Origin of the sequence: Enterobacter cloacae complex sp. IR5458, assembly GCF_049238025.1 — a bacterium.
GTDB classification, from domain to species: Bacteria; Pseudomonadota; Gammaproteobacteria; order Enterobacterales; family Enterobacteriaceae; genus Enterobacter; species Enterobacter kobei.
Map to the genome: position 1 here is coordinate 37,281 of NZ_JBMKIF010000006.1, position 26,856 is coordinate 64,136.

Sequence of the window (26,856 nt, forward strand, 5' to 3'; positions counted from 1 at the left end):
ATTCTTATCCGGCTTTTTTTTGCCGGGTGGCGGCTTCGCCTTACCCGGCCTACAAAACCCGTAGGCCCTGCAAGCGCAGCGCCGCTGGGCAAATCACACTTTAGGGTGATGCACCCGGTGGGTCAGCCCGCGCAGAAAATTACGCAGAAACTGATCACCGCACTCGCGGTAGTTTTTGTGGTCCGGCGCGCGCATCATGGCAGTCACTTCCGGCACGGATACGCGGTATTTTTGCTCCGTCATGATCGCCACAATATCGTCCGTTTTCAGCGAGAACGCGATGCGCAGCTTTTTCAGTACCGTATTGTTGTTCACGCGACGCTCCAGCGCCAGCTCCGGGGCGGACTCATCTTTGCCACGCTTGTCATAAATCAGACCGTTCAGGAAACCCGACAGAATGATGTCGGGGCAGCGCACGAAGCCCTCTTCATCCTCTTTGGTCATCCAGGTGTCAAAGCCTGCAGACGTGGATTCCATGTCGGACAGTGCAAGAATGCGCACCATGTCGTTGTTGTTTGCTTTCAGGGTGTAGCGCAGGCTACGGAGAATATCGTTACTGAGCATAGAGCCTTCGAATGTCGATGATGCAATGGCGCGCAGTGTACCAGCTTTACAGGCCAATCGCCTCTTTCAAACTTTTCAGATAGCGGCGGCTGACGGGAACAGTCTGCCCGGCGCGCAGTACCAGCTCGGCCTGGCCGTTGTCTTCCAGGCGGATCTCTTTCAGATGCGCCATGTTCACCAGATACTGGCGATGACAGCGGATCAGCGGCGTGCGGCTCTCCAGCGTGCGCAGAGTCAGTTCGGTAAATCCTTCATTTCCCTCTGCACTGGTGACAAACACGCCGCTCAGTCGGCTACTCACGAAGGCCACATCATCCATCTGCAAAAGATAGATTCGGCTGTGCCCGGTGCACGGGATAAATTTCAGCGGCTGCTGGTTCTCTGGCAGCAGCGTGACATCCTGGACGGTTCGCTCCTGGCGTAACCGGTTCAGGGTCTTTTCCAGCCGCTTCTCTTCAATCGGCTTGAGTAAATAATCAAACGCGTGCTCCTCAAAAGCCTTAACGGCATACTCGTCGAAGGCCGTCAGAAACACGATGTAGGGACGATGCGCCGGGTCGAGCATACCCACCATCTCCAGCCCGCTGATACGCGGCATTTGAATGTCGAGGAACAGCACGTCAGGGCGCAACTTATGCACGGCACCAATGGCCTCAATGGCGTTCGCACACTCTCCCACAACCTCAATATCTGGCTGCTCCTGCAGCAGAACGCGCAGGTTTTCCCGTGCCAGCGGCTCATCATCCACAATCAGCACTCTTAACATGCGTTTTCCTCCAGCGGCAGTCGAACGGTAATACGGGTAAATCGGTCCGGCTCACAGGCCACGGTAATACCGCAGTCGTCGCCAAAGTGGGCACGCAGACGTTTATCCACCAGGCTCATCCCTAGCCCGCCCGACGTGGAAGGCTGATAAAGCCCGGCATTATCTTCAATATCCAGCACCAGATGATGGTTAAAACGGCTGGCAGCAATCGTGATCTCTCCGATCCCGAGCAGCTGCGAAGTTCCATGTTTGATGGCATTTTCCACGATAGGCTGCAGGGTAAAGGCCGGAAGATGCTGATACGCCAGGTCATCCGGGACGGAAAGCGACACCTGCAGGCGAGACTGGAAACGCGCCTGCTCAATCTGCAGATAGGCGTTCACGTGCTCAATCTCATCGGACAGGGTCACTATCTCTGACGGACGTTTCAGGTTCTTGCGGAAAAAGGTCGACAGAAACTGCACCAGCTGCGCGGCCTGATCGCTGTCGCGGCGGATCACCGCTTTAAGCGTATTCAGGGCATTAAACAGGAAATGCGGATTAACCTGCGCATGCAGGAGCTTAATCTCAGACTGCGTTAACAGGGCTTTCTGCCGTTCATACTGCCCGGCGAGGATTTGCGCTGACAGCAGCTGAGCGATCCCCTCCCCCAGCGTGCGGTTGATGGAGCTGAACAGGCGGTTTTTCGCCTCATACAGCTTGATGGTGCCCATCACCCGCTGATTTTCACCGCGCAGCGGAATGACGAGCGTGGAGCCCAGCTTACACTGCGGATGCAGCGAGCAGCGATAAGGCACTTCGTTACCATCGGCATACACTACTTCGCCGGTTTCAATGGCCCGCAGCGTATAGGTTGAGGAGATAGGTTTGCCCGGCAGATGGTGATCGTCTCCGGTGCCGGTAAACGCCAGCAGCTTTTCGCGATCGGTGATGGCGACCGCGCCGATATCGAGCTCTTTGTAGAGCACCTGCGCCACCTTCATGCTGTTCTCCTCGTTAAAGCCCTGGCGCAGGATCCCTTCGGTCGAGGCGGCAACCTTCAACGCCGTGGCAGAAAAGGCCGAGGTGTACTTCTCAAACATGGCGCGTTTATCAAGCAGAATGCGCATAAACAGCGCCGCGCCGACGGTGTTAGTCACCATCATCGGGGCCGCAATACTGCTGACCAGGTGCAGCGCATCGTCAAAGGGACGGGCAATCAGCAGGATGATCGCCATCTGCGCCATTTCGGCCACAAAGGTGATCGCCCCGGCAGTGAGCGGGCTAAAGACTTTATCCGGGCGACCACGCTTGATCATGTAGCTGTGTACCAGGCCGCCAAGCAGCCCTTCCACGATCGTAGAGATCATACAGCTGAGCGCCGTCATCCCGCCCATGGAATAACGATGCAGCCCGCCGGTTAACCCCACAAGGCCACCGACGACGGGGCCGCCAAGCAGCCCGCCCATCACCGCGCCGATCGCGCGCGTATTGGCGATAGAATCTTCGATATGAAGACCAAAATAAGTCCCCATTATGCAAAAAATAGAGAAGGTGACGTAGCAGAGCAGCTTATGCGGCAGACGTACGGTGACCTGCATCAGCGGGATAAAAAGACGCGTTTTGCTCATCAGCCAGGCGATGACCAGAAACACGCACATCTGCTGAAGCAACAGCAGCACCAGATTAAACTCGTACATACTCAAAACCGCACACGCTAAAAACGCGTAACATACACTGTTGCAGGTTTGCTTTCTTTGAAGCATCCCAAAAAAGCGCAAAATCGTGTCCGTTATCACACCTTTTTCCGATCATCGCGCATCCTTCGCATTATTTGTTCAAAAATCAATCAATCCTTCCTGGTTCGGCAAAGTGGGTCTACAGTTAAGCTGGGAACGCGTAAGCCAGGGGGCAAATATGGCGCTTTACACGATAGGTGAAGTGGCACTCCTTTGTGATATCAATCCCGTTACCCTACGGGCGTGGCAGCGACGGTATGGATTGCTTAAACCGCAGAGAACGGACGGCGGACATCGCCTGTTCAACGATGCCGATATCGACCGGATCCGCGAAATTAAAAGCTGGATAGACAACGGCGTGCAGGTCGGTAAAGTGAAGTCCTTGCTGAGCCACGACGACCCGGACACGCAGCACCTCTGGCGCGAACAGCAGGAAACCCTGCTGCGGCTCCTGCAGGCGGGTAATGTGCAGCGCCTGCGCGCATGGATCAAAGAGCAGGGCCGCGATTATCCGGCACAGACACTCATCGCCCATCTTTTCATTCCGCTCCGTCGACGCCTGCAATGCCAGCAGTCCACCCTGCAGGCGCTGCTCAGCATGCTCGACGGCGTGCTGATTAACTACATTGCCGTCTGCCTCGCCTCGGCGAAGAACAAGGCCGGAAAAGATGCGCTGGTGGTCGGATGGAACGTGCACGACACCACCCGCCTGTGGCTGGAAGCGTGGATTGCCACCCAACAGGGCTGGCGCGTGGATGTCCTTGCGCACTCGCTGGCGCAGCTTAAGCCTGAGTTTTTCGACGGCCAGACTCTGCTGGTCTGGTGTGGCGAAGTGCCGTCCGCCACGCAGCAACAGCTGCTGACGGAATGGCGTGAGAATGGGTATCCGGTTTATTCCCTTGGCCCGGATGAGCCATAACGGCATTTTATGGTTCATTAACAGCTGCGCTTCACCGTATAATTGTTCCGTTAACAACAGGAGCACATGATGAAGGCAACCAAACTGGCCGTGATTACCCTTTTTGTCCTGATGGCCGTAAGCGGTATCGGCGGCGTAATGCTGGCAGGGTACTCGTTTATTGTTCGTGGCGGTGTCGGCTGAGGTACATCGCCAGCCGCTCAAAAAGGCGGTCGACGACGATAGCCGCCAGCGCGACCAGCACCGCTCCCTGCACAATATAAGCCGTGTTAAACCCGCTTAAGCCGATAATGATCGGCGTTCCCAGCGTATTGGCCCCCACCGTAGACGCAATGGTCGCCGTCCCGATGTTAATAATCACCGACGTGCGGATCCCGGCAATAATAACCGGTGCTGCAAGCGGCAGTTCCACCTTGCGCAGCCGCTGCCAGCGACTCATCCCCATCCCTTCTGCCACGCTTAACACCGATGCCGGGACAGCCGCAATACCCGCCAGCGTGCCCTGCAGAATGGGCAACACCCCGTATAAAATCAGCGCGATAAGCGCAGGCTGCTGACCAAATCCCATGACCGGCACCGCAATGGCCAGCACCGCCACCGGCGGAAACGTCTGTCCAATAGCCGCGATGGTTTCCACCAGTGGACGAAACTCCCGCCCGGCAGGCCGGGTCACCGCGATACCCGCACCTGTGCCCAGCACAATCGCGACAGTGCTGGAGAGCGCCACCAGCCAGAGATGCGCCACGGCGAGATTAATAAAGCTCTCCTGCTGGTACACCGGGCGCGGCAGCCCAGGGAAAAGTGCGCTGAACAGTACCGCGCTGTGAGGCATCAAAAACAGTAAGGCGACAAACAGCGCTACCAGCCAGAGGAGCGGATCACGCAGAGCCTTCACGCGTCACCTCCCCGGCCAGCAGATCGCGAAAATGTAAGCTTCCGCACGGTGCCCCCCGGGCATCCGAAACGGGTAGCACTTCACACTGGCGCGCCACAAACGCGGAGAGAGCATCCCGCAGGGTCATTTGCGCCTGTAGCGGTTCACCGGCGAGCGACGTATCCTGTCGACGCATATAGTCACTGACCGTTCGCAGGGAGAGCAACCTGACGCCCAGCTCGCTACGGCCAAAAAACTCACGCACAAAGTCGTTCTTCGGGCTGGTCAGCAGCGCGAGCGGCGCGCCCTGCTGCACCACTTCGCCGTGATCCATCAGGACCAGATGGTCGGCCAGGCGCAGAGCTTCATCAATATCGTGCGTCACGAGGACAATCGTCCTTCCGAGAATGCGGTGAATACGGGTCATTTCCGTCTGCAGCGCCCCGCGCGTCACTGGATCCAGCGCACCAAAGGGTTCGTCCATCAGCAACACCTGCGGATTGGCCGCCAGCGCGCGCGCCACGCCCACGCGCTGCTGCTGCCCACCGGAAAGCTGGTGCGGATAGCGGGCGCGCAAGGCAGGCTCTAACCCCAGCAGAGACATCAGTTCCTCCACCCGGTCAGCCGTTTTAGCCCGCGACCATTTCTCCAGCTGCAGCACAGTGGCAATGTTTTGCGCCACCGTCCAGTGGGGAAACAGTCCGATGGACTGAATGGCATAGCCCATCCGACGGCGCAACTCCAGCACCGGCAGACTGCGGATCTCTTCCCCGGCAAAGCGGATCAGCCCACTGTCATGCTCGACCAGACGGTTGATCATCTTCAGCGTGGTGGATTTTCCCGACCCTGACGTACCAATCAGCACGGAAAACGCGCCTTCGGCAAAGTTCAGGTTGAGATGGCTCGCCGCCGGGCGACCCGCAAAGGTTTTACTGACATCATGAAATTCAATCATTGGCGCTTCTCCTGAGCAGCGCGAGCCATAAGGCAAACAGCGCGTCGACAACCACCGCCAGCGCAATCGTGGGCACCACGCCCAGCAACACCAAATCGAGAGCACTGCTCAGCAGCCCCTGGAACACCAGCGCACCAAAGCCACCCGCGCCAATCAGCGCGGCGATCACCGCCATGCCCACGGTCTGAACGGCAACTACCCGCAGGCTGCGCAGCAGCAGGGGTAGCGCCAGCGGGAGCTGTATCTTCCAGAAACACTGCCGCGCGCTCATCCCCATGGCATGGGCGCTTTCCAGCACATCCGGCGCGACCTGGCTTAACCCCGCGACCACGCCGCGCACCAGCGGCAACAGTGCATAGAGCACCAGCGCGATAAGCGCCGGGGTTAATCCCGTTCCGGCGATGCCTGCCGCGCCCAGCACCGGAAACGACTTCACCAGCCCGGCCAGCGGGGCAATCAGCAGGCCAAACAGCGCAACGGAAGGAATCGTCTGGATGACGTTGAGCACGGCAAAAATGCTGCCCTGGCGGGAAGGATGGCGGTAACACCACATGCCCAGCGAAATCCCGAGCAGAAGCGCCGGAAGGAGCGTGCCGAAGAGGATCGTCAGGTGTTGCGCCAGGGCATCATCAAATACCTCCTGGCGGTTGGCGTACTCTTTTAACAGCGAGAGATTGTTCAGCTCCCCACTGAACAGCAGGAACAATGGTATACACCATATCTGCGCATTCAGTACCCAGCGCCAGACGGCACTGGAGATGAGTCGACGAATCGCATCGCTGCAGGCCAGCAAACAGAGCGCCAGCCACAGCCAGAGGCCGCTGCCTATAGAGGTCCTCGCCAGTGGACTTTCCGCCGACGCCATATGCGTCGCCGCCAGTCCGGCGCTCCAGAACAGGAGAATAAACAGCCCTTCGGAGAGGAGCAGCGTCAGCCACTGCGCCGGGCGTCCCTGCCAGAGCGACAGGATCACCCACGCGCCCAGCGACGCCGCCAGCCACCCCGGCGTAAACGACCAGACCTGCCAGAGCGCTTTGCCCTCCCCCGACATCAGGCGGTTAGGGGCGACATTCACAAACGGTAACGCGACCGCCGCGATGGCCGTGCAGGCCAACAGCAGCAGTACGCGGTTATGACATTTTATTGGCACAGCCCTTTCCCGTTACTTCACAAGCCCTTGTTGTTTCAGGAAGTCGGCGGCCACTTTTTTGGCATCCAGTCCCTCGACGGCAATGCTGGCATTCAGCTGCTGCAGCGTTTTTTCATCCAGCTTTTCGAAGACCGGCTTGAGCCAGTCGGCAATCTCCGGATGGGCTTTCAGCACCGCCTCACGCACGACCGGGGTCGGGGCGTAAATCGGCTGAACGCCTTTAGGATCGGTCAGGGTCTGCAGGCCGAGCGCCGCCACCGGGCCATCGGTACCGTAGGCCATGGCCGCATTAACACCCGAGGTTTGCTGCGCTGCGGCTTTGATGGTCACCGCAGTATCCCCGCCCGCCAGAGAGAGCAGCTGCGCCTGGTCGAGTTTGAAACCGTAGGCTTTTTCGAACGCGGGCAGCGCGTCAGGACGCTCGATAAACTCTGCGGACGCCGCAAGCTTAAAATCACCCTTCTCTTTCAGGTAGCGGCTAAGATCCGTCAGTGAGTTCAGCTTACCTTTCTCCGCCACATCTTTGCGCACAGCGATGGTCCAGGTATTGTTGGCCGGAGCCGGGGTCAGCCAGACCAGTTTGTTCTGTTCCGCGTCGAGTTTTTTGACTTTCTCATACCCGGCTTTGGCGTTTTTCCATGCCGGATCGTTTTCATCTTTAAAGAAGAATGCCCCGTTGCCGGTGTATTCCGGGTAGATATCCAGTTCGCCGGAGGTAATCGCCCCGCGCACCACGGGCGTGGTGCCGAGCTGGACTTTATTGACGGTTTTCAGACCGTGGCTTTCCAGCACCTGCAAAATAATATTCCCGAGCAGCGCGCCTTCGGTATCGATCTTGGAACCCACTTTTACCGGCTCCGCCGCCTGTAACGGCACACTCAGCGCCGCCAGTAATGCCGCCGATCCCAACATCCCCTTAATAATCGTCATTCCGCTATCCTCATTTTTTTGCTGCCTTTTTCAGAGGCTTGAGAGAAAAGCGTAGCTTAAAACGGCAGAATTAACCGTCAAAATGCCTTTTTAGCATAAGGTAAGATGCATCCCCCGCAGGACGGGGGGATGCAAAGGCAGGAAAGGTTACAGCAGTTCGAACTCGCCTTTATTCACGCGAGCGGAGTCCACCCCGATAAAGACGTTAAATTTGCCGGGTTCCGCATCGTATTTCATCTGCTGGTTCCAGAACTTCAGCGCATCCACGTCAATCGGGAAGCTGATGGTTTTGGTTTCACCCGGTTTCAGGTCAACCTTTTCGAAACCACGCAGCTGCTTCACGGGACGACTCATCGACGCAGTGACATCCTGCACGTACATCTGAATCACCGTTGCCCCTTCGCGCTTGCCGGTGTTGGTCACCTCGACGCTGGCGGTCACTTTGCCATCACGCTTCAGGGTCGGGGCCGACATTTTCACCCCGGAGACCTTGAAGGTGGTGTAGCTCAGACCATAACCAAACGGATACAGCGGGCCGTTGGCTTCATCGAAGTAACGTGACGTGTACTTGTTCGGCTTGTCGGCGTTGTACGGGCGACCGGTGTTCAGGTGGCTGTAATAAACCGGGATCTGCCCGACGGAGCGCGGGAAGGACATCGGCAGCTTGCCGGACGGGTTGTAATCGCCAAACAGCACGTCGGCGATAGCGTTACCGCCTTCGGTACCGGCGAACCAGGTTTCCAGAATGGCATCTGCCTGCTGGTCTTCTTTCACCAGCGCCAGCGGACGACCGTTCATCAGCACCAGCACCAGCGGCTTGCCGGTGGCTTTCAGGGCGGCAATCAGATCGCGCTGACTCTGCGGAATAGTGATATCGGTACGGCTGGAAGCTTCATGCGCCATCCCCTGCGCTTCGCCCACGACCGCGACAACGACGTCCGACTGCTTAGCCGCGTTTACCGCTTCGTCGATCATCTCTTTCGGCGTGCGCGGATCGACCTTCACCGCTTCCTCGTACTGGTTGAGGAAGGTGACGATGTCTTTATCATTAGTGACGTTTGCCCCTTTGGCGTACACCACTTTGGCGTTTTCACCGACGGCGCTCTTGATACCGGTCAGCACGGTCACGGACTGATCGGCGACGCCTGCCGCAGACCAACTTCCCATCACGTCGCGTTTGCTGTCAGCCAGTGGGCCCACCACGGCAATGGTGCCGGATTTTTTCAGCGGCAGCGTGTCGAGGCGGTTCTTCAGCAGCACCAGGCTTTCGCGCGCCACATCACGCGCTTCTTTGCGGTGCAGGCGGCTTTCAGCATTGGTGTCCGCCGGGTCGGAATCTTTTGGCCCCAGGTGGCTGTACGGATCGTTAAACAACCCCATGTCATATTTCACGTTCAGCACGTGGCGCGTGGCATCGTCCAGCTCCGCCATCGTCACCTTGCCGCTCTTCACCAGCCCCGGCAGGTATTTGCTGTAGTATTCATCGCTCATGCTCATGTTAATGCCAGACTTCAGCGCCACGCGCACGGCGTCTTCCGGGTCGGATGCAGTGCCGTGTTTGATCAGCTCTTTAATCGCGCCGTGGTCAGACACGGTGATGCCTTTAAAGCCCCACTGGTCACGCAGCACGTCTTTCAGCAGCCACGAATCGGAGGTCGCCGGCGTGCCGTTCAGCGAGTTAAGCGCCACCATCACCGCGCCGCTGCCTGCATCCAGCCCTGCCTTGTACGGCGGCATATAGTCGTTGAACAGGCGCTGCGGGCTCATGTCGACAGTGTTGTACTCTTTACCGCCCTCCACTGCGCCATAGGCCGCGAAGTGTTTGACGCTGGTCATCACCGAATAGCGGTCTGCCGGGCTTTTGCCCTGCATCGCTTCCACCATGGTTTTGCCCATCGTGGCGGTTAAATACGTATCTTCACCGAAGCCTTCCGATGCGCGGCCCCAGCGCGGATCGCGCGAGACATCGACCATCGGAGCCCAGGTCATGTTCAGGCCGTCATCCGCCGCTTCATAAGCCGACACGCGACCGACGGTTTTCACCGCATCGAGGTTAAAGGAGGAGGCCAGGCCGAGACTGATAGGGAAGACGGTGCGCTGGCCGTGTACCACGTCATAGGCGAAGAAGAGAGGGATCTTCAGGCGGCTAAGCGCCATCACCTGATCCTGCATTTTGCGGATATCCTGGCGGGTGACGGTGTTAAAGATGGCGCCCACCTGGCTTTCTTTGATCATCTCCCGGATGGCCTCTTTCGGGTTATCCGGGCCGACGCTTATCAGACGCAGCTGGCCGATCTTCTCATCAACCGTCATCTTTTTAAGCAGTTCCGTGACAAATGCGTCCCGGGCTTCAGGCGTAAGCGGGTGATTGCCAAACAACTCATCTGCCAGCGCAGGCTGCAGCGCCAGGCTGACGGCGACACCTAAAGAACATATCCATCTCATGTCGTTACTCTCTCATCATTAACCGCCGGAAGAAGGCCACCGGTCCGGGCGAAAAGCGCAGTGTGCCATAAACCCTCTTTTGCTTGCAGGGTTATTCTCTGATTTTTCTCATGAATAGTAGACCGCGAAACTGTTAATCGCGCTATGCTTTACAGCGAGAAATTTGCCCCACCACAAGGAGTGGAAGATGTCTTCTGTTCGAACTGACGATAACAAAACATTCATTAACGAACTGTCGCGCCTGGTTGGCTCCTCTCACCTGCTCACCGACCCGGCTAAAACCGCCCGCTACCGTAAGGGTTTCCGCTCCGGTCAGGGCGAGGCGCTGGCGGTGGTCTTTCCGGGCACGCTGCTGGAACTGTGGCGCGTGCTGAGCGCCTGCGTTGCCGCCGACAAGATTATATTAATGCAGGCGGCCAACACCGGCCTGACCGAAGGTTCTACGCCGAACGGCAACGATTACGATCGTGACATCGTGATTATCAGCACTCTGCGCCTCGACAAGCTGCATCTGCTGGATAAAGGCGAGCAGGTACTCGCCTTCCCTGGTACCACTCTTTACTCGCTGGAAAAAGCGCTTAAGCCGCTGGGACGCGAACCGCATTCGGTGATCGGCTCCTCGTGCATTGGCGCCTCGGTCGTCGGTGGGATCTGCAATAACTCCGGCGGCTCGCTGGTGCAGCGCGGCCCGGCCTACACCGAGATGTCGCTGTTTGCCCGTATTGACGAAAACGGCAAGCTGACGCTGGTGAACCACCTGGGAATCGATCTCGGCGTAACGCCAGAGCAGATCCTCAGCAAGCTCGACGACGATCGCGTGAAGGACGAAGACGTGCAGCACGACGGCCGCCACGCGCACGACCATGACTACATTACCCGCGTGCGCGATATTGAAGCCGATACGCCGGCGCGCTATAACGCCGACTCTGACCGTCTGTTTGAGTCCTCCGGCTGTGCGGGCAAACTTGCCGTTTTCGCGGTGCGTCTTGACACCTTCCCGGCAGAGAAAAAGCAGCAGGTGTTTTATATCGGCACCAACCAGCCTGAAGTGTTAACCGAAATCCGTCGTCATATTTTGGGCGAATTCACCCACCTGCCGGTGGCAGGCGAATATATGCATCGGGACATTTACGACATTGCCGAGCGTTACGGCAAAGATACGTTCCTGATGATCGACAAGCTCGGCACCGACAAAATGCCGTTCTTCTTCACCATGAAGGGCCGCACCGATGCGATGCTGGAGAAAGTGTCGCTGTTCAAACCTCACTTCACCGACCGCTTTATGCAGAAGCTGGGCAACGTTTTCCCGGCGCATTTGCCGGAGCGAATGAAAACCTGGCGTGATAAGTACGAACATCATCTGCTGCTGAAAATGGCCGGGGACGGGATTGCCGAAGCGCAGGCCTGGCTGGCCGACTTCTTCAAAACCGCCGAAGGGGATTTCTTCGCCTGTACCCCTGAAGAGGGCAGCAAAGCCTTCCTGCACCGTTTTGCCGCGGCGGGAGCCGCTATCCGTTACCAGGCAGTACACTCTGACGAGGTGGAAGATATCCTGGCGCTGGATATTGCCCTGCGCCGTAACGACACCGAGTGGTTTGAGCATTTGCCGCCGGAAATCGACAGCAAGCTGGTGAATAAGCTCTATTACGGCCATTTTATGTGCTATGTCTTCCATCAGGATTACATTGTCAAAAAAGGAGTTGATGCCCACGAACTGAAAGAGCAGATGCTCGCCCTTCTTCACGAGCGTGGCGCACAATATCCTGCGGAACACAACGTCGGGCATCTTTATAAAGCTCCTGACACACTTAAGCAGTTTTATCGCGAGAATGACCCTACAAACAGCATGAACCCCGGCATTGGTAAAACAACGCGGAAGAAATACTGGAAAGAGAGCCCAGACGCGGAGCAGCACTCAACGCAAGCGTCTGATTAATTCCTACAGCCAAATTTGAGAGATTGTTTAGCGCTTGTTAATCGTAATAGAGTAGCGGTCTGTCGCCGGAGAAACGTTTCTCCGGCATGCGATCACGAGGAGCAGGCACATCATGTCGGCTGTTGACGTTTTATCCGAAACCGAACTGGAAGTGCGCGACGCCCTTCCCGATGATGTGCATGCCATCACCGCAATTTATGCCTGGCATGTGCTTCACGGACGCGCGTCATTTGAAGAAGTCCCCCCGACTATCGACGAAATGCGCCAGCGTATGAAAAGCGTGGCTGAGAACGGTTTACCGTGGCTCATCGCGCTGTATCGCGGCATCGTGGTGGGTTACTGCTATGCCAGTCCTTACCGACCGCGACACGCCTACCGCTATACCCTGGAAGAGTCGATTTACGTGGACGCCAGCACCACCGGCCGCGGTTTTGGCACGGCATTAATGGATGCGCTTATCGCACGCTGCGAACAAGGCCCGTGGCGGCAGATGATTGCCGTAGTGGGAGATGGCAATAACAATGCCGGTTCGTTGCGGCTGCATAAAAAGCATGGCTTCGAGATTGTCGGTCAGCTGCGCAGCGTGGGATACAAGAAAGGCGACTGGCGGGATACGGTGATTATGCAGCGCCCGCTCAACGACGGGGACTGGACGCTGCCGGAATAAAAACCGTGCGGTCTGGTGCCCTCACCCCAGCCCTCTCCCACAGGGAGAGGGAGAAAACATAAAAAACGGTAACCTGGGTTACCGTTTTGCATTTACCTAATCGTTCTGCGCCGTCGCCATCTGCTCCGCTTTCTGCTTTTTATACGTCAAAGCCGCGGCCGGTACAGGCTGCACTTTCCCGGTCTCAATCCAGGTCCGCAGGCGGCTCGCATCCGCAAAGTGAGTATATTTCCCGAAGGCATCCATCACCACCAGCGCCACCGGCTTACCGTTAAACACGGTACGCATCACCAGACAGTGTCCTGCCGCGTTGGTGAATCCGGTTTTCGTTAGCTGAATGTTCCAGTTATCCCGGTAAACCAGATGGTTAGTGTTGCGGAACGGCAGCGTATAGGCCGGGTTGGCAAAGGTCGCCATCTCTTCACGGGTCGTGCTGAGCTGGCCAATCAGCGGATACTGCTTGCTGGCAATCAGCAGTTTCGTCAGATCGCGGGCCGTCGAGACGTTGTTAATCGACAGACCCGTCGGTTCAACATAGTGCGTATTGTTCATCCCCAGCGCTTTGGCTTTGGCGTTCATCGCGCGAATAAACGCGTCGTAACCGCCAGGATAGTGGTGTGCCAGGCTCGCGGCCGCACGGTTTTCGGATGACATCAGCGCCAGCAGCAGCATGTTTTTACGGCTGATTTCGCTGTTCAGGCGCACGCGAGAGTAGATCCCTTTCATCTCTGGCGTGTGGCTGATATCCACTTTCAGTTTTTCGTCCAGCGGCAGATGGGCATCAAGCACCACCATCGCGGTCATTAATTTGGTTATTGAAGCGATCGGGCGCACCAGGTCCGGATGGCTGGCGTAAATCACCTTATTGGTGTTGAGGTCGACAATCATCGCGCTGCCGGATGCAATTTGCGGCTGGGCAGCAGCAGTGGTCACCGCGGGCGTTTTAGCGACGGCTGGCACAGCAGCGGACGCCCCCAGCAACAGCGCCAGGCTAAGTAAAGAGACTCGGAATTTCAGCATGGTGAGACTTCTGATAATTATTCACGCACGTAATGACGTACACCGCCTGCGTCGACGGATAAACGCAGGCTGGCTTCGGCATCATAGCCGTCACAGTGCTTTGTCGCCAGCGGATAATCGTGAACAGATGCTGCATTGCTGGCATTTACGCCAGCAATGCAGTGAGCTTAGAAGAGACGGTATCCATAACCCCAAAGAATAACCGTCAGTGCCAGTAACGCCTCCAGCACCAGCACACCGATAGCCAGTGTTGAGCTGGAGAAGCTCAGCCCCTCTTCTTTGTTGATATTCAGGAAGGTTGGAACCCCCAGATACAGCAGATAACCTGTGTAACAGAGAGCAATCGTACCGATCAGTGCGCACAACCAGACCAGTGGATACAGTGCAACAATACCGCTTAAGAACAGCGGGGTCGCGACGTATCCAGCGAAGACCATACAGCGCGCCAGCGATGGACGTTGCGGATAGTTACGTGCCATCCAGTGAATGACACGCCCCATGACCGCCACGCCCGCCAGCATCAGGCCATAAAAGAGAATGGCAAGATAAAGCCCGGTAAACCAGGAAAGCTGAACCACGGTGCCGTCACCGAAATTCCAGCCGATTTGTGTTGTGCCAATAAACGCGCATATTACCGGCACCGCGGCCATCAGCAGCACATGGTGGGTGTAATGATGCGAGACCGTTTCGTTCTCACTTTTGATGACATGCATTTCACGATCGGGATGGGAGAAAAGTCCCCAGACATGGTTCATAGCGCCCCCTTGTTGTCGGCCCGTCAGCGATACCTTAAGTATAATGCAGGCTTTAGATTATTTTATGTACAGTGGGAAATTTCCGTTGATTTCCCCGCTGTTGATTCATGGGGTATATGATTAAACGAGGTACGCTGAGGGAGATAACATTTACGTAATGGATATTAACGCACTCATTGAACAATATGGCTATGCTGCGCTGGTCATTGGTAGCGTGGCAGAAGGTGAAACCATCACGCTGTTAGGCGGCGTCGCCGCGCATCAGGGCTTACTGAAATTTCCGCTGGTCGTCGCTGCGGTCGCGCTGGGCGGCATGATTGGCGATCAGCTACTCTACTTTCTGGGTCTGCGCTTTGGTCCGACGCTTCTCAAGCGTTTCGCTAAACACAAAAAGAAAATTAACCGCGCGCAGCGCCTGATCCAGCGCCACCCTTACCTGTTCGTCATTGGCACCCGTTTTATGTACGGCTTCAGGATAATCGGGCCGATACTGATTGGCGCCAGCCGTCTGCCGCCGAAAATTTTTCTGCCGCTGAATATTCTTGGCGCCATTGCCTGGGCGCTGATCTTTACGACGCTCGGTTACGTGGGAGGCGAGGTGATAGGTCCGTGGCTGCATAATCTCGACCAGCATCTGAAGCACTGGGCATGGTTGCTTGTCGTGGTTGTGGCGGTGATTGGCGTCAGGCTGTGGCTGAAACATCGGGAAAAGGCGCGGGATGAGGCGTAGCCGGATGCGGCCTGATACCCTGCCCCTCACCCTCTCCCACAGGGAGAGGGCAAAAAGTAGCTATCCCTCCGGCTTAAACTGCGGATTCGCCAGCATAAAACCCCCGTCAACGATAAACGATTGCCCGGTGGTATAGCTGGCGTCGCTGTCGCACAGCCACGCCACCAGGCTGGCGATTTCTCTCGTATGCCCGGGGCGCGCCAGTGGGATTTCCGGCATTGAGCCTTCTTTCACTTCGCTGTCGTCCATATCGTTCATGGGTGTGGCAATGGCACCCGGCGCGACGGCGTTCACCAGAATGTTGTGCTTAACCAGTTCTATCGCCATGGATTTGGTCAGGCCGCCGAGCGCATGTTTCGCAGCGGTGTAGGCGCTGGCCTCCGGCAGCGGCGTGTGCTCATGCACCGAGGTAATGTTGACAATTCGCCCTCCTTCCCCCTGCTTCACCATCTGCCGTGCCGCAATCTGCGAACAGAGAAACGCACCGTCCACGTCGACGGTGAAGATGTTCCGCCAGTCGTCAAACGGCATCTCCAGGAAGGGCACTTTGGTCATCGCCCCGGCATTGTTAACCAGCACGTCCAGCCGACCGAAACGCGCAATCAGCACGTCAATGGCTTCAGCACCTTCCGGGAGCGTGCTTAAATCGAGATGGACAGCCTCTGCTCGCTGCCCCTTCGCTTCCACTTCACGGCAGGTTTCCAGCGCACCTTTTTCATCAGAATGCCAGGTAATGCCAATATCAAACCCGCGCTCTGCCAGCATCAGGGCCGTGGTTTTACCAATCCCGGAATCCGATGCGGTAACAATCGCTACTCTGGTCATACTCACCTCCTGAAAAACAGCAAAGAGATAAGTATAGATAACGCATCTTTTTAGCCGTGATGATAGCCGCCCCCCAGCGCCGACGTTAGTTGCAGCGTGGCGTCGATATACTGTCCTTTCAGCATGACCGTCTCAAGGTGTTCTTTAAGCGCCGGGATTCTGGCTTCGCTGACCCGCGACCCCGCAAGGATACCTGCCCTAAAACGAGCCTGCGCCAGCGCCACGACACGTGCCGCGTCTTTTTCGACCTGCTGCTGGTGACGGTTTTTTGCCGTCAGGGTTTCGACTTCGCTGGCCGTACGCGCCACCTGATTCACCGCCTCCACCACCGCTTTGTTGTAGTTCGCGACAGAGAGGTTATTCTGCGCCTGGGCACTATCCAGATTGGCGTTCAGCCTGCCGCTGTCGAAAATCGGCAGGGTCAAACCGGCGGTCACGCCCATCTGCTGAGCGGAAGAGCGGAACAGATCGCTGAGGTGCAGGGCATCCTGCTGTAAGAAGGCCATCAGATTCACGTCAGGATAGAACGCGGCTCTGGCGGCCTCCACCTCGCTCAGGGAGGCTTCGATATACCAGTGCGCCTCCTGAAGATCCGGGCGGCGTGCCAGCAGTTCATATCCCAGCGTTGAAGGGAGCGAGGCTTCTGTCGCAGGCAACGCATGGCGCGTAAGCGCTATGGCCGATGTACCGGTCAACGCAGTCAGTCGCGCCTCAATGGCCTTCATTTTGCCCTTCACGTCCGCTAACTGTTCATCCGTTTTGCTGGCATAAATATCGGTTTCGACGCCCTCCACCGAGGAGGTAATACCGTGCTGATACAGTTCGCGATCGGCATCGATAATATTTTTCTGCTCCTGCTTAATTTGGGAAAGGACATCCCCGGCAGCGGCCTGGGTCTGCCACACCCAGTAAAGGCGCGCAACGCTGCTGGCAAGCAGCTGGCGAGTCTGCTCCAGCTCCGCTTTTTGCGCATTCACTTTACCGATACGCGCGGCAATCCGGGCGCGATTTTTCCCCCAGAGATCCAGATCCCACCCCGCCGTCAGGCCAAAAGTGCCATTGGTGTACCATGGGCCGGTCGTTCCCGCCGCCGGATCGGTCAGCGCGAACGGGCCCATCAGGCCTTCTGCCGACATTTTCTGCCGTTCAACATCCGCAGAAAAATCCAGTTGTGGGCCATCGGCAGCAATAGCGGCCTTCGCCTGTGCTTCCGCGAGCGTAATACGTTGCCGGGCAATTTGCATATCCGGGGCATCCGCTATCGCTTTCGCAATAAGCGCATTCAGCTGCGGGTCGTTATACTCTTTCCACCATTCGTTTTTCGGCCAGTCTGCATGGTTAAGTCGGGTATTTACAGATGCAGCTGTCGCCTGCGTTTTTATTGGCGCTACCGTGGAATGTTCCGGTGCGCACGCAGCCAGCATAAAAACAAGGGGAGCACTCAGAGATAAAATAAGAAAACGTTTCATTACGCCATGCACTCAAAAAATAAAGGCGCAACTTACGCTTGATGACTTTCCGTTTTTTAGTAACGCGTGGCAATCCGCAAATTGTTATACATTTACATAATCAGCAAAATATTCACTGAGTGAATTATTTAAATTTAAATATTACCGCTAGTTATTTTGACTGAATGACCCGCGCAATTTCAGCCGACGTCTGGAGCGTGCGGATCGCCTGAAATAACCCCAGCGCTTCGCTGTATTCTTTACGTAAATAGCTCAGCCACTGCTTGATCCGCGCGACGTGATACAAACCGGTATCACCCTGCTTTTCCAGACGGCTGTATTTTTGCAGCAGCGTCACCACGTCAGCCCATGGCATACGCGGTTCGTTATATTTCACGACGCGACTGAGGTTGGGCACGTTCAGCGCTCCGCGGCCAATCATCACCGCATTGCAGCCCGTCTCTTTCAGGCATGCCTGCGCGCTTTCGTAATCCCAGATTTCGCCGTTAGCGATCACCGGAATAGTGAGCCGTTTGCGGATCTCGCCAATCGCCTGCCAGTTAATCCGCTCAGCTTTATAACCATCTTCCTTGGTGCGGCCATGCACCACCAGCTCGGTGGCACCAGCCTGCTGCACCGCATCGGCAATTTCAAACTGCTTATCTCCGCTGTCCCAGCCCAGACGAACTTTCACGGTGACCGGCAGATGCGAGGGTACCGCCTCGCGCATGGCTTTTGCGCCGCGATAAATCAGCTCAGGATCCTTGAGTAGCGTTGCCCCGCCGCCGCTGCCGTTGACCAGCTTTGACGGACAACCGCAGTTGAGATCGACGCCATACGAACCCAGCGCCACGGCCCTGGCGGCGTTTTCCGCCAGCCATTCAGGATACTGGCCTAACAGCTGGATCCGCACCAGCGTACCGGAAGGGGTCCGGCTCTGGCGGTGCAGTTCAGGACAGAGACGGTAGAATGACTTTTCTGGCAGCAACATATCGACCACGCGCAAAAACTCCGTCACGCAGAGATCGTAATCGTTCACCTCGGTAAGCAGCTCGCGCACAAGAGAGTCGAGCACGCCTTCCATCGGGGCCAGTAAAACACGCATTCTGAGTACCTGTGAAAAAAGACGCGCTATAGTAGCTGCTCTGTATGTATGTGGAAAGCCCGGCGTTCCATTCCGGAATGTCTGGTATGCTCAAAATTCATGATGTGATCCGTGGCACATTTTCAGGTTTAATTGTATGATGAATGCGTTTCATCAAGGACTATCACCATGAGCAAATCATTGAACATTATCTGGCAATATCTGCGCGCATTCGTCCTGATTTACGCCTGCCTGTATGCCGGGATTTTTATCGCGTCGCTGCTGCCTATCACCATTCCTGGCAGCATTATCGGCATGCTGATCCTCTTTGTTTTACTGGCGCTGCAAATTCTGCCCGCAAAGTGGGTTAACCCCGGCTGTTTCGTCCTCATCCGCTATATGGCTCTGCTTTTCGTGCCCATCGGCGTCGGGGTCATGCAGTATTTTGATTTGCTCAAAGCCCAGTTCGGCCCGATTGTGGTCTCCTGCGCGGTTAGCACGCTGGTGGTTTTCCTTGTCGTGAGCTGGAGTTCACATCTGGTACATGGCGAACGTAACGTCATCGGGGAGAAAACAAAAAAATGATGGCTAATATCTGGTGGTCTCTGCCGTTAACCCTGCTGGTCTTCTTCGCCGCGCGTAAACTTGCCGCACGCTTCAAAATGCCGCTGCTCAACCCCCTGCTGGTGGCGATGGTGGTAATTATTCCTTTCCTGCTGCTCACCGGCATCCCTTACGAACGTTACTTTGCCGGCAGCAAAATTTTAAACGACCTGTTGCAGCCCGCCGTTGTGGCCCTCGCCTTTCCTTTATATGAGCAGTTGCACCAGATCCGCGCCCGCTGGAAATCCATCATTACTATCTGTTTTGTGGGCAGCCTGGTGGCGATGATCACCGGCACGTCGGTGGCGCTATTGATGGGCGCTTCGCCACAAATTGCGGCCTCTATTCTGCCTAAATCGGTGACCACACCTATCGCAATGGCGGTAGGCGGCAGCCTCGGCGGGATCCCGGCCATCAGCGCGATGTGCGTCATTTTCGTCGGTATTCTCGGCGCGGTGTTTGGTCACACCCTCCTGAACGCGATGCGGATCCATACTAAAGCGGCGCGGGGATTGTCGATGGGTACCGCCTCGCACGCCCTGGGTACCGCCCGCTGCGCGGAGCTGGACTATCAGGAAGGGGCTTTTAGCTCCCTGGCGCTGGTGATCTGCGGGATTATCACCTCCCTGCTCGCCCCGTTCATTTTCCCGTTGATTCTGGCGGTGATGGGCTAAAATTTGCGATGCGTCGCGCAAATTTCATTTTGATTTCATAAGTTGCATACATAATGAGAAGTGGATCACATATAAAGCCCCAGCGGCTCCGTAAACTACCGATCCATTAACCTTTATGAGGCAAACGCCATGCACCCACGTTTTCAAGCTGCCTTCGCTCAGCTTGCAGAGAATTTGCAATCAGCCCTTGCTCCCGTCCTGGCAGATGCACATTTCCCCGCCCTGCTGACGGCAGAGCAGGTCACCATGCTGAAACAAGCAGCGGGACTGGACGAAGACGCGCTGGCTTTCGCACTGCTGCCCCTGGCTGCCGCCTGCGCGCGTGCCGATCTCTCCCACTTCAACGTCGGCGCTATTGCGCGCGGCGTCAGCGGAACCTGGTACTTCGGTGGAAACATGGAGTTCCTGGGCGCAACCATGCAGCAAACCGTTCATGCGGAGCAGAGCGCCATCAGCCACGCCTGGTTGCGCGGTGAAAAGGCTCTGAGCGCCATCACCGTGAACTACACGCCGTGCGGCCACTGCCGTCAGTTTATGAACGAGCTGAACAGCGGGCTGCAACTGCGCATCAACCTGCCGGGACGTGCGCCACACACGCTGGGCGATTACCTGCCGGATGCCTTCGGCCCGAAAGATCTGGACATTAAAACGCTGCTGATGGACGAGCAGGATCATGGTTTCGCCCTGTCCGGCGATGACCTGAGCGAAGCGGCCATTCGTGCGGCTAACAAGAGCCACACGCCGTACAGTAACGCCCCAAGCGGCGTGGCGCTGCAGTGCCGCGATGGCCGTATCTTCACCGGCAGCTATGCGGAAAACGCCGCGTTTAACCCAACGCTGCCGCCGCTGCAGGGTGCGCTCAACCTGCTGAGCCTGAGCGGCTACGACTACCCCGACATTCAGCGCGCAATTCTGGCCGAAAAGGCCGATGCGCCACTGATTCAGTGGGATGCCACCGCCGCGACGCTCAGGGCGTTAGGCTGCACGACGATCGACCGCGTACTGCTGGCATAAATCCTTCCGGCGGACTGAAATGTCCGCCACATTGCTGAAAAACCCCTCAGTTGAGTCGCTGTTTCTTGCGCTAACCAGACGGGTAAAGTAGCCTGAGTGAACTTTCATCCACGAACGAGCCATCTCCATGTTAAAGCGCGTTTTTTACAGCCTGTCTGTCCTGGTCGGCATACTGCTGTTGATCGTGCTGGGTCTCGACCGCTGGATGAGCTGGAAAACCGCTCCTTACATCTTTGATGACCTGCAGGACCTGCCCTATCGCCAGGTGGGTGTGGTGCTCGGCACCGCCAAGTACTACCGAACCGGGGTGATCAACCAGTATTATCGTTACCGAATTCAGGGCGCGCTGAACGCTTACAACAGCGGCAAGGTGAACTATCTGCTGTTAAGCGGTGATAACGCGCTGCAAAGCTATAACGAACCGGTGACGATGCGTAAGGACCTGATTGCCGCAGGCGTGGATCCTGCCGACATCGTGCTCGACTACGCAGGCTTCCGCACCCTCGACTCCATCGTGCGCACCCGCAAAGTGTTCGACACCAACGACTTCATCATCATCACCCAGCGTTTCCACTGCGAGCGCGCGCTGTTTATTGCGCTGCATATGGGTATTCAGGCGCAGTGCTACGCGGTGCCGTCGCCTAAAGATATGCTGAGCGTGCGCGTGCGCGAATTTGGCGCGCGCTTTGGCGCATTGGCGGACCTCTACATTTTCAAACGTGAACCGCGCTTTTTAGGCCCGCTGGTGCCGATTCCGGCGATGCATGAAGTACCGGAAGACGCGCAGGGTTACCCGGCTGTGACACCGGAGCAACTGCTTGATCTGCAGAAGAAAAAATAAATTTGCACAATGAGTAATATATTACTCATTAACCTCTCAAAAAATGGATAATGTGAGATATAAGTGGCATTACTTGCCTTAATCACCCCGTATCACTTTTTTTAATGACCACGGAAATCCAGGCTGGCTGCGATTCATCGACGATATCATTCCCGCCGGCGCCAGTCGTCGCTACTGGATAAATGCGCTTGGTATCAGTGAATTACCACTCAGCCAGCAAAATTTTTTATTGCTAAAATTTGGCACAATGTCCCCTGTTGGGAATTTACGCATTAAAGAATCCGTACCGGAATGGAATGAATTCGCAAGCGCTAAAACGTTTACAGTTACGGACGTCATCGAGCGGGCAGCCGACTTTCTGGATTATGCCCAGGAAAGAGGCGCCGCGGCAGGTGGCGCAACCGGAGCTGGCGGAGTGGATTCCCCCTTCGACGTTGCTTAACGCCCTGCATGAGACAGCCGTTCAACTCGTCGACCTACCGGAAAGATTGGCGGCGCGCGGTGTTCCAAAACAGATACTGGAAATGCCTGCAATCGGTTTTCGCTTTATTCCAGACAAACTTTCCCGCTGGGGCTTATTATGAAAACACCCGATAAGACAGAGTCAGAGTTTCTGCAAACATTAGCCCGTATACGCAGCGCAAATGGAAGGAGACATCATGACGACGCAGAGGATCCTGACAAGTTAACGCAGGTAAACAGGCAACGCGTTTCACCAGGCTTAACACGCGTCGATACACGCGATCGTCAGGATCTCTTGCACGCAGCCATTCGGGACATATTGTTGGGTAAAATCACGCAAGGAGAAGCACTGAGGAAACTCAGGGTCGAGGTGTTGGGGCTAAAACAGGATGAATATGCAAAATTAGTCAGCGTATCCCGAAAAACATTGTCAGATGTAGAAAATAACAGAGGCAACTATTCCGCTGACATCATTAACAAAATCTTTAAACCCTTCGGGCTTCAAACCGGGCTGGTGCCCATTTCAAAATCGCTGATAGCCTCACTTTTCTCATAAAAAAACCCGCATCGCTGCGGGTTTTTCATTGTTGAGCTTACTTCTTACGTGCGTACTTCAGTGAATCCAGCGCAACAGCGAAGATAATAATCGCGCCTTTAATGATGTACTGCCAGTACGGGTTCACGCCGATGTAGGTCAGGCCGTAGTTGATCACGGTGAAGATGATCACACCGGTGACCACGCCGAGTACGGTACCTACGCCGCCGCTGAAGGAGACGCCGCCGACCACACAGGCTGCAATCGCATCCAGTTCGTACATAAAGCCGAGGTTGTTGGTTGCAGAACCGATACGACCCGCTTCCAGCATCCCACCGAAGGCGTAGAACACCCCGGACAGGGCATAGATCATCAGCAGGTTCAGGGCCACGTTGACGCCGGAGACTTTCGCCGCTTCCGGGTTACCGCCGATAGCAAAGATGTTTTTACCAAAGCGCGTTTTGTTCCACAGGATCCAGACGAACGCCACCGCGATCAGCGCATAGAAGGTGATATACGACAGGCGGAAACTGCCCAGCGCGATAAACCCTTGCGTGAAGGTTGAGAAGCCGCTGTCAAAGCCCGAGATAGGAGACGCGCCCACGAAGTCGTAGTAGAGGGAGTTGATACCGTAAACGATGATCATCGTACCCAGCGTGGTGATAAATGGCGTCACGTTCAGGTAAGCGATGATGATACCGTTGATCAGACCAATCACCGCGCCGATGGCGCAGACAATCAGTATCACCACGAAAATCGGCATGGTCGCCATTTCCGGGAAGACCTTGTTGGCGTTTTCCATCGACTGCAGCAGGGTTGCCGCAATAACCGCCGCCAGGCCGACCTGACGACCGGCAGAAAGGTCAGTACCCTGGGTGACGATAAGGCCCGCCACGCCCAGTGCAATGATAATACGCACGGAAGACTGGGTCAGAATGTTACTCAGGTTCAGCAGACTTAAGAACGTAGGGTCCTGAAAAATGATAATGGCCAGCAGGACTAAAAGAACAACGTAAATTCCGCCTTCTTTCAGGTAAGTGAGAAAACTTTTTTTATTTAACGCACTCATGAGGAGCCCCTGATCTTAAAGGTGCAAAGACGCAAGACGCAAAATTTCGTTTTGCGTTGTCGTTTTGGTGTCAACAATACCGGCAACGAGACCATTGCTCATAACCAGAATACGGTCTGTGATCCCTAACAGTTCCGGCATTTCGGAAGAAATAATAATGATCCCTTTATTCTTTTTCGCCAGCTCGGCAATCAGCTGATAAATTTCAAACTTCGCGCCGACGTCAATGCCACGGGTAGGTTCATCCAGCATCAGAATTTCTGGCTGGGTTAATAACCAACGTCCGATAATGACTTTTTGCTGGTTACCCCCCGAAAGCGAACCAATTTGCGTGCGGTGGCCAGGCGTCTTCACGCGCATGGAGTCAATCACCCACTGGGTATCGCTCTTCATGCGGGAGTTATCCAGCAGTCCGACTTTATTTTTGTAATTACGAATATTAGAAATTAACGAGTTAAAGTTAATATCCAGATAAGCATAAATACCCGTCGAACGACGTTCTTCCGTTACCAGCGCAAAACCGTTATTAATGGCTTCGTTGGCATTGTGGTTGTTAATTTTCTTTCCGTGCAGCGTAATGGTGCCCTGGGCCTTCTCACGGATACCAAACAAGGTTTCTACAATGTCGGTACGCTTTGCCCCCACCAGACCGGCAATCCCCAGGATTTCGCCTTTGTGCAGGTCGAAGGAGACATCGCGGATGGACGGCTGACGCAGCGAGGTGAGATTGCGCACTTCAAGAATCACTTCACCCGGCTTGTTCTCTTTGTCCGGGAAGCGCTGGTTAAGGGAGCGGCCAACCATCATGGCGATGATCTTGTCCATATCCAGCCCTTCCAGCGGCTGCGTGGCAATCCACTGGCCGTCGCGCAGGATGGTAATCTCATCGCACAGCTGGAAGATCTCTTCCATTTTGTGAGAGATGTAGACAATGCCGCAGCCGCGTTCTTTCAGCTTACGAATAATGGTAAAAAGGTGATTAACCTCTTTTTCCGTTAATGACGATGTCGGTTCGTCCATGATGACGATTTTCGCATCATAGGAGAACGCTTTGGCAATTTCGATCATCTGCATTTGTGAGACGGATAAGGTTCCCACGCGAGCGCGCGGATCGATATCAATATCCAGCTCATCAAAAATCGCTTTGGTGTCACGATACATTTTGTCCTGATCGACAAAGACACCTTTGGTTGGATAACGCCCCAACCACATGTTATCCATAACGGAACGTTGCAGTACCAGGTTTAATTCCTGGTGAACCATCGAGATACCGTTTTCCAGTGCTTCTTTCGCTGAATGGAAATCGATCTCTTTCCCCTGAAAAAGAATGCTGCCAGAATCTTTTTGATAGATCCCAAAAAGACATTTTAATAATGTTGATTTACCCGCACCGTTCTCCCCCATTAATGCATGAATAGAGTGAGGACGGACTTTTAAATTAACATTATCGAGTGCCTTAACACCGGGAAATGACTTGTTAATACCGTTCATTTCCAACAAGTATTCACCGGTTGACTGAGTAGTTGTGCTGACCATAATTATACCTTGTTGGCCTCGCATATCGCGTTATAAAAGGGCGCAACGAATTGCGCCCAGTGGAGACAGGTTAACTCACTTATTTACCGATAAACTCAGCCAGGTTGGACTGGTCTACGCCCACGTAAGGTACGCGAACGATTTTGTTGTCAATTTTCCAGCTGGTGCCATCTGCCGCGCCTTTACCGTCAGCGAGGTTTTTCGCCAGATCGAAGGTGGCTTTCGCCTGGTTATTGGCATCGTTCAGAACGGTACCGGCCATCGCGCCAGATTTAACCAGCGCCAGCGCTTCTGGCAGGGCATCCACACCGAATACCGGAATGGACGATTTATTGTGGGCTTTCAGCGCTTCTACCGCACCCATTGCCATCGCATCGTTGTTGGCGATAACCACTTCGATTTTGTTCGCGTTAGGGCCGGACAGCCAGGCATCCATCTTATCTTTCGCCTGGGCGGTATCCCACATCGCGGTATCTAATGCCAGCTGCTGGGTTTTCAGGCCCTTATCATTCAGCTCTTTGATAACGTAAGTCGTACGCGCTTCAGCATCCGGGTGACCAGGTTCGCCTTTCAGCAGAACGAACTGGATCTGACCGTCTTTGTTCAGGTCCCAGTTCGGGTTCGCTGCCCAGTGTTTCGCGATCAGATCGCCCTGAATAATGCCGGACTCTTTGGAGTCAGTACCGACGTAATACGCTTTGTCATAGCTATCCAGCGCTTTACGTGAAGGTTCTTTGTTGAAGAAGACGATTGGCACATTCTGGCCGCGCGCTTTTTCAATTACCGTGCCTGCTGCAGCCGGGTCAACCAGGTTGATCGCCAGGGCTTTCACGCCTTTCGCCAGAAGAACGTCGATCTGGTCGTTCTGTTTGGACTGGTCATTCTGGGAGTCATTCATCAGCAGCTGTACGTCTGGCGCTGCTTTCGCATCTTTCTCGATAGCTTTACGTACAACAGACATGAAGTTGTCGTCGTATTTATAAATCGTCACACCAATACGGGTATCTGCAGCGTGCGCTGCTGCACCAAAAAGCATGCTTGCCATTACAGCAGACAGGGTCAACACCTTCTTATTCATGGTATCTCCGGTTTTTTTTATGCAGGGTAGTTCTGGTGAATAACGAGCGGCAGGCAGATGTTAATAAAACGTTACTGACAGCCGACGTTCACTTATAAAATTTCTCTCTTCCGTGGTCGGTAACGCTCCAGAAATGCGTTTTATTCGTTGTTTGCGGCACATTGGCTACTGTTAAAGTGAATAATCACCGTTACATAGCGTTTCAGCTGCTAAAACGCTGACATCATAGTCAGCGCCTTGTTAAGATACTGTGAATTT

The 26,856-nt window shown here is 55.4% G+C and carries 27 protein-coding genes; 11 read left to right on the top strand and 16 right to left on the bottom strand.

The features are described from left to right. Positions 1-93: 93 nt before the first annotated feature. The 3 genes from ACOTYN_RS06580 to ACOTYN_RS06590 are packed head-to-tail and all read right to left on the bottom strand — an operon-like array spanning position 94 to position 3,009. Positions 94-564, bottom strand: a complete 471-nt coding sequence (locus ACOTYN_RS06580) for a DUF1456 family protein (protein WP_050862516.1) — start codon at positions 562-564, stop codon at positions 94-96. A 46-nt stretch (positions 565-610) separates the two neighbouring features. After that, positions 611-1,330: a two-component system response regulator BtsR gene (gene btsR, locus ACOTYN_RS06585; RefSeq protein WP_014884543.1), complete on the bottom strand. Its 720-nt coding sequence runs from the start codon at positions 1,328-1,330 to the stop codon at positions 611-613. Then, entirely contained in the window at positions 1,324-3,009 is a 1,686-nt protein-coding gene (locus ACOTYN_RS06590) for a sensor histidine kinase (protein WP_014884544.1), read from the bottom strand. The genes btsR and ACOTYN_RS06590 overlap by 7 nt, the downstream gene beginning before the upstream one ends. Positions 3,010-3,226: 217 nt before the next feature. Here ACOTYN_RS06590 and mlrA point away from each other — a divergent pair, with 217 nt between their 5' ends. Together mlrA and ACOTYN_RS06600 are read left to right on the top strand one after the other, a co-directional pair. Beyond that, on the top strand, positions 3,227-3,967 hold the full coding sequence (gene mlrA / locus ACOTYN_RS06595; RefSeq protein ID WP_014884545.1) for an HTH-type transcriptional regulator MlrA: 741 nt from the start codon (positions 3,227-3,229) through the stop codon (positions 3,965-3,967). A gap of 69 nt (positions 3,968-4,036) precedes the next feature. Further along, positions 4,037-4,150, top strand: coding sequence for a protein YohO (locus tag ACOTYN_RS06600; protein WP_010433613.1), 114 nt, complete (start codon positions 4,037-4,039; stop codon positions 4,148-4,150). On the opposite strand, the gene ACOTYN_RS06605 is transcribed toward ACOTYN_RS06600, so the two are convergent. From ACOTYN_RS06605 to bglX, 5 genes are all read right to left on the bottom strand, one after another. Next, positions 4,125-4,862: an ABC transporter permease gene (locus tag ACOTYN_RS06605; protein WP_023330914.1), complete on the bottom strand. Its 738-nt coding sequence runs from the start codon at positions 4,860-4,862 to the stop codon at positions 4,125-4,127. The two genes, ACOTYN_RS06600 and ACOTYN_RS06605, sit on opposite strands and share 26 nt — an antisense overlap. Continuing rightward, positions 4,846-5,796, bottom strand: a complete 951-nt coding sequence (locus ACOTYN_RS06610; RefSeq protein WP_071922045.1) for an ABC transporter ATP-binding protein — start codon at positions 5,794-5,796, stop codon at positions 4,846-4,848. The genes ACOTYN_RS06605 and ACOTYN_RS06610 overlap by 17 nt, the downstream gene beginning before the upstream one ends. Then, positions 5,789-6,946: an ABC transporter permease gene (locus tag ACOTYN_RS06615; protein WP_032636032.1), complete on the bottom strand. Its 1,158-nt coding sequence runs from the start codon at positions 6,944-6,946 to the stop codon at positions 5,789-5,791. Before ACOTYN_RS06615 ends, ACOTYN_RS06610 begins: the two co-directional genes overlap by 8 nt. A gap of 12 nt (positions 6,947-6,958) precedes the next feature. After that, complete coding sequence (gene osmF, locus ACOTYN_RS06620) at positions 6,959-7,876, bottom strand: glycine betaine ABC transporter substrate-binding protein OsmF (RefSeq protein ID WP_071922043.1); 918 nt, start codon at positions 7,874-7,876, stop codon at positions 6,959-6,961. Positions 7,877-8,023: 147 nt separating this feature from the next. Next, positions 8,024-10,321: a beta-glucosidase BglX gene (gene bglX, locus ACOTYN_RS06625; protein WP_045280987.1), complete on the bottom strand. Its 2,298-nt coding sequence runs from the start codon at positions 10,319-10,321 to the stop codon at positions 8,024-8,026. A gap of 187 nt (positions 10,322-10,508) precedes the next feature. Here bglX and dld point away from each other — a divergent pair, with 187 nt between their 5' ends. Further along, positions 10,509-12,257, top strand: a complete 1,749-nt coding sequence (dld, locus tag ACOTYN_RS06630; RefSeq protein WP_332957024.1) for a D-lactate dehydrogenase — start codon at positions 10,509-10,511, stop codon at positions 12,255-12,257. 112 nt (positions 12,258-12,369) lie between these two features. Next, positions 12,370-12,924, top strand: a complete 555-nt coding sequence (locus tag ACOTYN_RS06635) for a GNAT family N-acetyltransferase (RefSeq protein WP_014884551.1) — start codon at positions 12,370-12,372, stop codon at positions 12,922-12,924. Positions 12,925-13,020: 96 nt separating this feature from the next. On the opposite strand, the gene pbpG is transcribed toward ACOTYN_RS06635, so the two are convergent. Continuing rightward, positions 13,021-13,944, bottom strand: coding sequence for a D-alanyl-D-alanine endopeptidase (gene pbpG / locus ACOTYN_RS06640; RefSeq protein WP_014884552.1), 924 nt, complete (start codon positions 13,942-13,944; stop codon positions 13,021-13,023). 167 nt (positions 13,945-14,111) lie between these two features. Continuing rightward, the gene (locus ACOTYN_RS06645) at positions 14,112-14,699 is read right to left on the bottom strand and encodes a Yip1 family protein (protein WP_014884553.1); all 588 of its coding nucleotides are present in this window, start codon (positions 14,697-14,699) and stop codon (positions 14,112-14,114) included. A gap of 157 nt (positions 14,700-14,856) precedes the next feature. Here ACOTYN_RS06645 and ACOTYN_RS06650 point away from each other — a divergent pair, with 157 nt between their 5' ends. Then, complete coding sequence (locus ACOTYN_RS06650) at positions 14,857-15,429, top strand: DedA family protein (RefSeq protein ID WP_023338535.1); 573 nt, start codon at positions 14,857-14,859, stop codon at positions 15,427-15,429. A 60-nt stretch (positions 15,430-15,489) separates the two neighbouring features. Here ACOTYN_RS06650 and ACOTYN_RS06655 read toward each other — a convergent pair whose 3' ends face one another. The 3 genes from ACOTYN_RS06655 to dusC form a co-directional block, all read right to left on the bottom strand. Continuing rightward, a complete protein-coding gene (locus ACOTYN_RS06655) occupies positions 15,490-16,254 on the bottom strand; it encodes an SDR family oxidoreductase (RefSeq protein ID WP_023330918.1) in 765 nt (254 codons plus the stop codon). Between the two features lie 50 nt (positions 16,255-16,304). Next, positions 16,305-17,723, bottom strand: coding sequence for a multidrug resistance outer membrane protein MdtQ (mdtQ, locus tag ACOTYN_RS06660; RefSeq protein WP_071922041.1), 1,419 nt, complete (start codon positions 17,721-17,723; stop codon positions 16,305-16,307). A 151-nt stretch (positions 17,724-17,874) separates the two neighbouring features. Then, entirely contained in the window at positions 17,875-18,807 is a 933-nt protein-coding gene (gene dusC / locus ACOTYN_RS06665) for a tRNA dihydrouridine(16) synthase DusC (RefSeq protein ID WP_023330920.1), read from the bottom strand. Positions 18,808-18,975: 168 nt separating this feature from the next. Here dusC and ACOTYN_RS06670 point away from each other — a divergent pair, with 168 nt between their 5' ends. The 6 genes from ACOTYN_RS06670 (at position 18,976) to ACOTYN_RS06695 (ending at position 22,936) form a co-directional block, all read left to right on the top strand. After that, positions 18,976-19,371, top strand: coding sequence for a CidA/LrgA family protein (locus tag ACOTYN_RS06670; protein ID WP_014884558.1), 396 nt, complete (start codon positions 18,976-18,978; stop codon positions 19,369-19,371). Next, positions 19,368-20,063: a CidB/LrgB family autolysis modulator gene (locus ACOTYN_RS06675; RefSeq protein WP_014884559.1), complete on the top strand. Its 696-nt coding sequence runs from the start codon at positions 19,368-19,370 to the stop codon at positions 20,061-20,063. Before ACOTYN_RS06670 ends, ACOTYN_RS06675 begins: the two co-directional genes overlap by 4 nt. 129 nt (positions 20,064-20,192) lie before the next feature. Next, positions 20,193-21,077, top strand: a complete 885-nt coding sequence (gene cdd / locus ACOTYN_RS06680) for a cytidine deaminase (RefSeq protein ID WP_063862112.1) — start codon at positions 20,193-20,195, stop codon at positions 21,075-21,077. Between the two features lie 127 nt (positions 21,078-21,204). Beyond that, positions 21,205-21,918, top strand: a complete 714-nt coding sequence (sanA, locus tag ACOTYN_RS06685) for an outer membrane permeability protein SanA (RefSeq protein WP_032636024.1) — start codon at positions 21,205-21,207, stop codon at positions 21,916-21,918. A gap of 296 nt (positions 21,919-22,214) precedes the next feature. Further along, positions 22,215-22,502, top strand: a complete 288-nt coding sequence (locus ACOTYN_RS06690) for a hypothetical protein (protein WP_071922039.1) — start codon at positions 22,215-22,217, stop codon at positions 22,500-22,502. Further along, on the top strand, positions 22,499-22,936 hold the full coding sequence (locus tag ACOTYN_RS06695) for a helix-turn-helix transcriptional regulator (RefSeq protein ID WP_045134301.1): 438 nt from the start codon (positions 22,499-22,501) through the stop codon (positions 22,934-22,936). The genes ACOTYN_RS06690 and ACOTYN_RS06695 overlap by 4 nt, the downstream gene beginning before the upstream one ends. Positions 22,937-22,973: 37 nt before the next feature. Here ACOTYN_RS06695 and mglC read toward each other — a convergent pair whose 3' ends face one another. The 3 genes from mglC to mglB form a co-directional block, all read right to left on the bottom strand. Next, the gene (gene mglC, locus ACOTYN_RS06700; RefSeq protein WP_013097952.1) at positions 22,974-23,984 is read right to left on the bottom strand and encodes a galactose/methyl galactoside ABC transporter permease MglC; all 1,011 of its coding nucleotides are present in this window, start codon (positions 23,982-23,984) and stop codon (positions 22,974-22,976) included. A 15-nt stretch (positions 23,985-23,999) separates the two neighbouring features. After that, on the bottom strand, positions 24,000-25,520 hold the full coding sequence (gene mglA, locus ACOTYN_RS06705; RefSeq protein ID WP_014884563.1) for a galactose/methyl galactoside ABC transporter ATP-binding protein MglA: 1,521 nt from the start codon (positions 25,518-25,520) through the stop codon (positions 24,000-24,002). Between the two features lie 79 nt (positions 25,521-25,599). After that, entirely contained in the window at positions 25,600-26,598 is a 999-nt protein-coding gene (gene mglB, locus ACOTYN_RS06710; RefSeq protein ID WP_014884564.1) for a galactose/glucose ABC transporter substrate-binding protein MglB, read from the bottom strand. Between the last annotated feature and the right edge of the window lie 258 nt (positions 26,599-26,856).